This is a genomic window from Mesorhizobium sp. M1A.F.Ca.IN.020.06.1.1, from assembly GCF_004023265.1.
Classification (GTDB): Bacteria; Pseudomonadota; Alphaproteobacteria; order Rhizobiales; family Rhizobiaceae; genus Mesorhizobium.
Genome location: NZ_RZSR01000172.1, coordinates 1 through 8,305, shown reverse-complemented (window position 1 = coordinate 8,305; position 8,305 = coordinate 1). Strand labels below are relative to the sequence as shown.

The window sequence follows — 8,305 nt, the reverse complement described above, 5'->3', positions numbered from 1 at the left end:
GCCTTGGGATAGGCATGCAGTGTCAGCATCGAGACCCCCATCCTGACGATATTCTCGACCCCCTTGGCCACCGTGTTGTCGATGTCGAGCAGCTTCATGTCGAGGAAGACCTTGGTGCCGCCGCTGGCGAGCTCGCGCGCGAAATCGAGCCCGCCGGCGAAGGCGAGCTGATAGCCGATCTTGTAGAAAGAGACGCTGCCTTCGAGCGCGCGCACCGTCTTTTCGGCTTCCTTCAGCGTCGGCACGTCGAGGCCGACGATCAGCCTGTCGCGCATGGTCTCGACCGGATGCATCAGACCTCGATCCTCACGGACAGCATGCGCGAGGTTTCGATCAGTGTACGGCATAGGCGCTCCATCGATTGGTGCAGTCTGGCGTCGCGGAATTGTCCGTCCTCGGCGAAGGCTTCATCGGCGCCGGAAACCGAGCATTCCGGCGTGATCACTTCCATCTGGCAGCGCACCAGCACCGCGCGCAGGTGGTTGATGCAGCGTATGCCGGCAAACTTGCCCTCGGAGGAGGAGCAGAGCGCGACGGGCTTGCCGTAAAGCGGCCTGAACGAGCGGCTGCCGTCGCGCCGGAGCCGGCTCACCCAGTCGATCGAATTCTTCAAGAGCGGCGGGATCGAGCCGTTATATTCAGGCGTCGCGATCAGCAGCCCGTCATGGGCGGAAATCTGATGCCCGAGCTTCACGGCATTCTCGGGAATGCCTTTGTCCTTCTCAAGATCCTCGTCCATGATCGGCAGCGGATAGTCGCCGAGCGAGATGCGGGTCACCTCCGCACCCTGCATGGCGAGTTCCTTTTGCGCCACATCGGCCGTCCGGCCGCTGAAAGCGCCGGTGCGGATCGAGCCTGCAAAGACGAGGATTCTTGCGATTACTGCCATCGGCCACCTGTCGAGAGACGTATAGGTCGAAGAGCGATCAATCCCCAAGCGCTTTCGATGGCCAAGCGCTTTCGGTCAACATGCCTCGCGCCGGTAGATCCACAGCTGCGTCGGCGGAATGTTGCGGATGATGAAATCGAAATGCTTGACCGTGTAGTCGCCGCGGCCGGGCGGAATCGGCGAGAGCGGGCCGTAGGTCAGCTGCACGATCGGCCGGCCGACGGGAATGCGGTCGAGCAGGCTTTCGATGTAGGCGATGCGCTGGGCGACCGGGAAATTGAGCAGCGGCACGCCGGAGACGACCGAATCGAACACCAAGTCGCGCTTGTCGCCGAGTGTTGCGTCGAGGTTGAAGGCGTCGCCCTCGATGACATTGACGCGCGGATAGAGCCGGCGCAGATGGCGCACGAAGTCGGTCGCGTATTCGATCGCGTAGAGGTTCTCCGGCTTCACGCCCTGGGCGAGAATGGCACGCGTGATGACGCCGGTGCCGGGGCCGACCTCCAGCACCGGCAGGCCCGATTTCGGGTTGACGATCGAGGCCATCTTGCGGGCGGTCACGGAACTGGTGGGAACGATCGAGCCGACAGCTTTCGGCTTGTCTATCCAGCCTTTGAAGAACTTCAGCTCGTCGTCGAATTTTTCCGCCAGCGCTTTGCGCAACCCGGGACCACGTGCCATGCGAGCTCTCCTCAACGCTCCCCGACCCGCTACTTAGCAGCTAGGTGGAACAAGGCAAGGCAAGATCTGGCATAAGATGTTGATGACGTTGAGGCAGCGCGTCAACCCCTGCCGCATCCCACTCAGGGTTCGCCGAAGGATTCGAAAAAGTCCTTCATGCGGGCGAAGAAGCCGCTCGACTGGGGCGAATTGTCCTTCGAGGAGAGCTGCTCGAACTCTTCCAGGAGCTCGCGCTGGCGCCGCGACAGGTTCTGCGGCGTCTCGACCGCGGTCTGGATGTAGAGATCGCCGACATTGGGCTGCCGCAGCACCGGCATGCCCTTGCCCTTCAGCCGGAACTGGCGGCCGTTCTGGGTGCCTTCCGGCACTTTCACCTTGGTCTGCGTGCCGTCAAGCGTGGTGACCTCGAACGAGCCGCCGAGGGCGGCGGTCGTCATCGAGATCGGCACCTTGCAGTAGAGGTCGGCGCCGTCGCGCTGGAAGAATTCGTGCGGCTTGACGGCAAGGAAGATGTAGAGGTCGCCCGATGGGCCGCCGCGCAGGCCGGCCTCGCCCTCATTGGCAAGCCGGATGCGAGTTCCGTCCTCGATGCCGGCCGGGATGTTGACCGACAGCGAACGCTCCTCGGTGACGCGGCCCTGGCCGGCGCATTTCGGGCAGGGGTCTTTGATCGTCTGGCCGCGCCCCTGGCATTGCGGGCAGGTGCGCTCGATCGAGAAGAAGCCTTGCGTTGCCCGCACCTTGCCATGGCCGTGGCACATCGCGCAGGTGACCGGCTGCGTGCCGGGCTTGGCGCCGCTGCCGGAGCATTCCGAACAGGAAATCGATGCCGGCACGCGGATCTGCGCCGTCTTGCCCAAAAACGCCTCTTCCAGCGAGATTTCCATGTTGTAGCGCAGGTCGGCCCCGCGCTCGCGGCCGCCCGACGAGCGGCGCTGGCGGCCACCCATCATGTCGCCGAAAATGTCTTCGAAGATGTCGGCGAAGCCGCCGGCGCCGAAGCCGTGCGCTGCGCCGTTCATGCCGCCCTGCTCGAAGGCGGCGTGGCCGAAACGGTCATAGGCCGCGCGCTTCTGCGGGTCCTTCAGCGTCTCGTAGGCTTCGTTGATTTCCTTGAACTTGTGCTCGCAGGCATGGTCGCCGGGGTTGCGGTCGGGATGGAACTGCATGGCGAGTTTGCGGAAAGCGCTCTTCAGCTCCTTGTCGTCGGCGCCTTTTTGCACGCCCAGCGTTTCGTAGAAATCAGCTTTCATTTTTTCCCGCTGTCCGGATGCTCAATGTCTTCAAGCATTGTCGCGTCGTCGCCGGCACGTTGTTCGATTTAGGAGCGATGTTGCCCGGATGCCAGAGCCGAGCCGTGCTCACCGGTGTTTTTCCGTCAATTTTTGGGCCAGGTCCGCACTTTTTCGGTGAAGGTTGCAAAAAAGCCCGGCCTTGCGCCGGGCTTTTCGCATTATGTGGCCGTCAGCCGGCTCAGGCCGACTTCTTCTTGTCGTCGTCTTCGTCGATTTCCTCGAAGTCGGCGTCGACCACGTCCGAATCCTTGGCGGCGTCCGCCTTGGCGTCGGCTTCGGCCGCTTCCTTCTGCGAGGCCTCGTACATGGCCTGGCCAAGCTTCATCGAAGCTTCGGCGAGCGACTGCGACTTGGCCTCGATATCGGCCACGTCATCGCCTTCAGCTGCGGACTTCAGCGCCGCAATCGCGTCGGCGATCGCGGTGCGGTCGGCCTCCGAGACCTTGTCGCCATAGTCCTTCAGCGACTTCTCGGACGAATGCACCAGCGATTCGGCCTGGTTGCGGGCCTCGACGAGGGCGCGGCGCTTCTTGTCGGCCTCGGCATTTGCCTCGGCGTCCTTCACCATCTTCTCGATGTCGGCATCGGACAGACCACCCGAAGCCTGGATGCGGATCTGGTGCTCCTTGCCGGTGCCCTTGTCCTTGGCCGAGACGTTGACGATGCCGTTGGCGTCGATGTCGAAGGTGACCTCGATCTGCGGCACGCCGCGCGGAGCCGGCGGAATGCCGACCAGATCGAACTGGCCGAGCAGCTTGTTGTCGGCCGCCATCTCGCGCTCGCCCTGGAAGACGCGGATGGTCACCGCCGACTGCGAATCCTCGGCCGTCGAGAACACCTGGCTCTTCTTAGTCGGGATCGTGGTGTTGCGTTCGATCAGCCTGGTGAAAACGCCGCCCAGCGTCTCGATGCCGAGCGACAGCGGCGTCACGTCGAGCAACAGCACGTCCTTCACGTCGCCCTGCAGCACGCCGGCCTGGATGGCGGCGCCGAGCGCGACCACCTCATCCGGGTTGACGCCCTTGTGCGGCTCCTTGCCGAAGAACTGCTTCACGATCTCCTGGATCTTGGGCATGCGGGTCATGCCGCCGACCAGCACCACTTCGTCGATCTCGCCCGCCTTCAGGCCGGCATCCTTGAGCGCCGCCTTGCAGGGGTCGATGGTGCGCTGCACGAGGTCCTCGACCAGGCTCTCGAACTTCGCCCGGGTGAGCTTCATCGTCAGGTGCTTCGGCCCGCTGGCGTCGGCAGTGATGAAGGGCAGGTTGATCTCGGTCTGCGTCGTCGACGACAGCTCGATCTTGGCCTTCTCGGCCGCTTCCTTCAGGCGCTGCAGGGCGAGCTTGTCGGCCTTGAGGTCGATGCCTTGCTCCTTCTTGAACTCGGCCGCCAGGTACTCGACCAGGCGCATGTCGAAGTCCTCGCCGCCGAGGAAGGTGTCGCCGTTGGTCGACTTCACCTCGAAGACGCCGTCGCCGATCTCGAGCACCGAAATGTCGAACGTGCCGCCGCCAAGGTCATAGACGGCAATGGTCTTGCCGTCCTTCTTCTCCAGACCATAGGCAAGTGCGGCAGCCGTCGGCTCGTTGATGATGCGCAGCACTTCGAGGCCGGCGATCTTGCCGGCGTCCTTGGTCGCCTGGCGCTGGGCATCGTTGAAATAGGCCGGAACGGTGATGACCGCTTTCTCGACCTTCTCGCCGAGGTAGGCTTCAGCCGTTTCCTTCATCTTCTGCAGGATCATGGCCGAGATCTGGCTGGGCGAAAGCTTCTTGCCGCCGGCCTCGACCCAGGCATCGCCATTGTCGCCCTTGACGATCTTATAGGGGACAAGCTTCTTGTCCTTCTCCGTCACCGGATCGTCATAGCGGCGGCCGATCAGGCGCTTGACCGCGAAGATGGTGTTTTCAGGATTGGTGACCGCCTGGCGCTTGGCCGGCTGGCCGACGAGGCGTTCGCCATCGCTGTTGATGGCGACGATGGAAGGGGTCGTGCGCGCGCCTTCCGCATTCTCGATAACCTTGGGCTCCTTGCCGTCCATGATGGCGATGCAGGAGTTGGTGGTTCCGAGGTCGATACCGATTACTTTTGCCATTGTTCTAGTCTCTCCTCTAAGCAGGCTCTCAGGACCCTGAATAAGGCGTTCCGACGAAAGCCCCTGTTCACAAGAAATTCCGCCACGGTCCCCGGGTTTTCAAGGCCGGGCGGTTGGCGCGTATATAAGAACAGGCGGCACGAGGCGCAAGCATCCTGCGCAACGCATCCACCAAGCCGATCCCCTGCCGGGAACGGTGCTAAATCGCCAATTTTGCGGCCGATTTGCCGCCCGATACGCCCGGACCGAGGTAAATCCGGCGCGGGCAAAAACGTCGCAGTCGCTATGATCCGGGCGTGAATGCCTGCGAACGGAGTTCCGTGGAGCTTCAGAAAGATGTGTTTTCCGCGATCGCTTGCGCCCCCCGGTCGACAGGCGGCCAGCGGTCAGGCGGCTTGCGACATCGATCTGCGCACGTCCGCGAGGATCTCGAAGGAGCGCACCCGCGCGGTGTGGTCGAACCGTCACCATCAATTCGTCGGCGCCGGTGCGGCGCACGAAGGCGTCGATGCCCTGGCGGACCGTCTCCGGCGCGCCGACGACGGCACAGGACAGCGCCTGGGCCAGCATGGATCTGGCGACGGGATCAAGGTCGCGGTCGTAGTTTTCGACCGGCGGCGGCAGCTGGCCGGGCCGGCCGCTGCGCAGGTTGACGAAGGCCTGCTGCAGCGAGGTGAACAAAAGCTTCGCCTCGGCATCGGTGGGTGCCGCAAAGACATTGAGGCCGAGCATCACATAAGGCTTGTCGAGCTGCGCCGACGGCTGGAAGCGAGTGCGATAGACCTCCAGCGCGTGGTCGAGTTCGGCCGGCGCGAAATGCGAGGCGAAAGCATAGGGCAGCCCAAGCAGCGCCGCGAGCTGCGCGCCATAGAGGCTGGAGCCAAGGATCCAGACCGGCACGTCCTGGCCTTCGCCCGGCACCGCGCGGATGCGCTGACCTTCCTCGGCCGGCTGGAAATAGCCCATCAGCTCGACCACGTCCTGGGGGAAGTTGTCGCTGGCCTCCAGGTTGCGGCGAAGCGCCCGCGCCGTCATCATATCGGTGCCTGGCGCGCGACCGAGGCCGAGATCGATGCGGCCGGGGAAAAGTGCTGCCAGCGTGCCGAACTGCTCGGCAATCATCAGCGGCGCATGGTTGGGCAGCATGATGCCGCCGGCGCCGACGCGGATAGTCTTGGTGCCGCCGGCGATATGGGCGATGACAACCGACGTCGCGGCACTGGCAATGCCCGGCATGTTGTGGTGCTCGGCGAGCCAGTAGCGCTTGTAGCCAAGCCGCTCGGCATGGCAGGCAAGGTCGAGCGAATTGGCCAGCGACCGCGAGGCATCGCTGCCTTGCGTGATCGGCGACAGGTCGAGAACCGAAAGGGCCGTCATTGGTCAGGTCTCCACGATTTGCTTCTGCCGCAACCGGGCCTCGAATTCGGCGCGGTCGGGAATGACGATGGCGAACTGGCCTTCCAGCACGTCGGCGAGTTCGGTCGCCGAGGCGATTTCCCGCTGCTCGCTGCGGCCGCCGAGATGGTGGATAGACAGGCGGTTGTTGCGCAGCGCGAGACCGAAGTCATTCATGCAGGCGGGTCCGGTTAGACCGGACCGATATAGGCACTCGCCATGGGCGCCGCAAACAGCCGGCCGGACATGCAGATTGGGCCAGGCCTCACGCGCCGGATTTGTGGTTGTTATCGCCGGCCTCGTCGTCGATCGCCATGGTCTGCTGCGCGGCGAGGAAATTGCCGACATGGCTGAGGCCATCGAAATGGTCGCAGAACACCTTGATGACCACCAGCAGCGGCACCGCCATCAGCGCGCCGACGAAACCCCAGAGCCATGACCAGAAGGCGATGGCGATGAAGATCGCCACCGCGTTTATCTCGAGCCGCCGGCCGACCACCGTCGGGGTCACGAACTGGCCCTCGACGATGTCGCACAACAAAACGAAGGCGGGTGCCAGCAGGGCGTAGGGGATCGTATCGAAGCTGATCAGCGCGATGATCGTGACCAGCAGCAAGGTGATCAGCCCGCCGACATAGGGCAGGAAGTTGAGCAGCGCCGCGGCCGCGCCCCAGACCTGCGGGTTCGGCATCCCAAGTCCCCAAAGGCCAAGTCCGATCACCGTGCCGAGGCCGGCGTTGATGGCCGCCACGGTAAGCAGGTAATGGGAAATCTCGTGCTCGACGTCGTAGACGATGCGCAGCGCGCGCTTCTTGTCGCTGAGGTGGGCGAAGGACTGGACGATCTTCTCGTAGAACAAGGTGCCGGAGGCGAGCAGGAACAGCGACAGCACGAAGACGAGGGTGATGCTCGTGCCGGCTCCCAGAATGTTGCTGGCCGCCGTCGACAGGATGCCGGACGGCGCCAGCGCGACCTTCTGCACACCCGGTTCCTGCGATGTCTCGGTCAGGGCCTGCAGTTGACGCGAGAGATCCATGACCCTCTCGAGCGGACGCTTGAAAGGCGCCAGCCGCTCGGTGAGTTGCTCGCCGATCGAGTAGCTGTTGTTGATGAGGTCGATGACCGGGCCGCTGAGCAGGTAACCGGCGCTGGCGAAGACGAAGAGGGACAGCAACACCAGCAGTGTCGCGGAGGCCACCTCGGGGATGCCGCGCTTGCGCAGGAAGCGCACGATCGGGGTCAGCGTCAGCGCCAGCAGGAAGGCGAGGATCACCGGCATGAAGAAGGCGCGGGCGAAATAAAGCGCGGCGATCGTTATCAGCACGAAGATGCCGATCAGCAGCAATCGAATCAGGCGCAATTCGGCGCGGGCGCTGGCGCGCTCGTCCGGGCTTTCGGCAACGTTCGAACCCGAAGCGCTCGTTTCGACCTTCATCCGTTCCCTCGCGATCGCCGAGGAAAACGTACGCGCCGCCGCCAAGGTTCCTTAGCCGGCGGTGAGGGCGCATCTTGCTGGGCAGGCGTGCTCAGGCGACGGGCGCCGGCGCGGCCTTCACCGTTTCCTTGCGCACGACCGGCGCCACCTTGGTGCCGTAGAGCTCGATCGCCTTCATGACCTTGGCATGCGGCATGGTGCCGATCGCCATCTGCAACAGGAAGCGGTCGTTGCCGAAGATCTTGTGCTGGGCGACGATCTTTTCCGCCACCTGTTCGGGATCGCCGACGAACAGCGCGCCGTTCGGCCCGCGCGCCTGATCGAAATGCGCCCGCGAGGTCGGCCCCCAGCCGCGCTCACGGCCGATGCGGTTCATCACCTCGGCTTGCGGTGCGTAGAAATCGTCGGCCGCCTTCTCGGTCGTCTCGCCGACGAAGCCATGCACGTTCAAGCTGGTCGCGAGCGAGGCGGGATCGTTGCCGGCGCGCCTTGCCGCCTCGCGATAGATCTCGAAC

General features: G+C 64.0%; 8 protein-coding genes and 1 pseudogene. All 9 read right to left on the bottom strand.

All coding sequences use genetic code 11. The features are described from left to right. Positions 1-293 (bottom strand): orotidine 5'-phosphate decarboxylase / HUMPS family protein (locus EOA60_RS10465; RefSeq protein WP_206628120.1); only part of this gene is annotated, 293 nt, incomplete at its 3' end. Next, on the bottom strand, positions 293-889 hold the full coding sequence (locus tag EOA60_RS10460) for an NADPH-dependent FMN reductase (RefSeq protein ID WP_095825474.1): 597 nt from the start codon (positions 887-889) through the stop codon (positions 293-295). The genes EOA60_RS10465 and EOA60_RS10460, both read right to left, overlap by 1 nt. Before the next feature lie 75 nt (positions 890-964). Then, positions 965-1,570, bottom strand: coding sequence for a phospholipid N-methyltransferase PmtA (pmtA, locus tag EOA60_RS10455; protein ID WP_095825475.1), 606 nt, complete (start codon positions 1,568-1,570; stop codon positions 965-967). 122 nt (positions 1,571-1,692) lie between these two features. Continuing rightward, a complete protein-coding gene (gene dnaJ, locus EOA60_RS10450) occupies positions 1,693-2,823 on the bottom strand; it encodes a molecular chaperone DnaJ (RefSeq protein ID WP_067003083.1) in 1,131 nt (376 codons plus the stop codon). A gap of 220 nt (positions 2,824-3,043) precedes the next feature. Beyond that, the gene (gene dnaK / locus EOA60_RS10445) at positions 3,044-4,960 is read right to left on the bottom strand and encodes a molecular chaperone DnaK (RefSeq protein WP_095782077.1); all 1,917 of its coding nucleotides are present in this window, start codon (positions 4,958-4,960) and stop codon (positions 3,044-3,046) included. 386 nt (positions 4,961-5,346) lie between these two features. Next, positions 5,347-6,337 (bottom strand): annotated as a pseudogene (locus tag EOA60_RS10440) (LLM class flavin-dependent oxidoreductase). Positions 6,338-6,340: 3 nt separating this feature from the next. Then, positions 6,341-6,532, bottom strand: coding sequence for a hypothetical protein (locus EOA60_RS10435; protein ID WP_245322439.1), 192 nt, complete (start codon positions 6,530-6,532; stop codon positions 6,341-6,343). A gap of 88 nt (positions 6,533-6,620) precedes the next feature. Further along, a complete protein-coding gene (locus EOA60_RS10430; protein WP_067003075.1) occupies positions 6,621-7,790 on the bottom strand; it encodes an AI-2E family transporter in 1,170 nt (389 codons plus the stop codon). Between the two features lie 91 nt (positions 7,791-7,881). Beyond that, positions 7,882-8,305: LLM class flavin-dependent oxidoreductase (locus EOA60_RS10425; RefSeq protein ID WP_128311322.1), on the bottom strand; the 424-nt coding region annotated here is incomplete at its 5' end.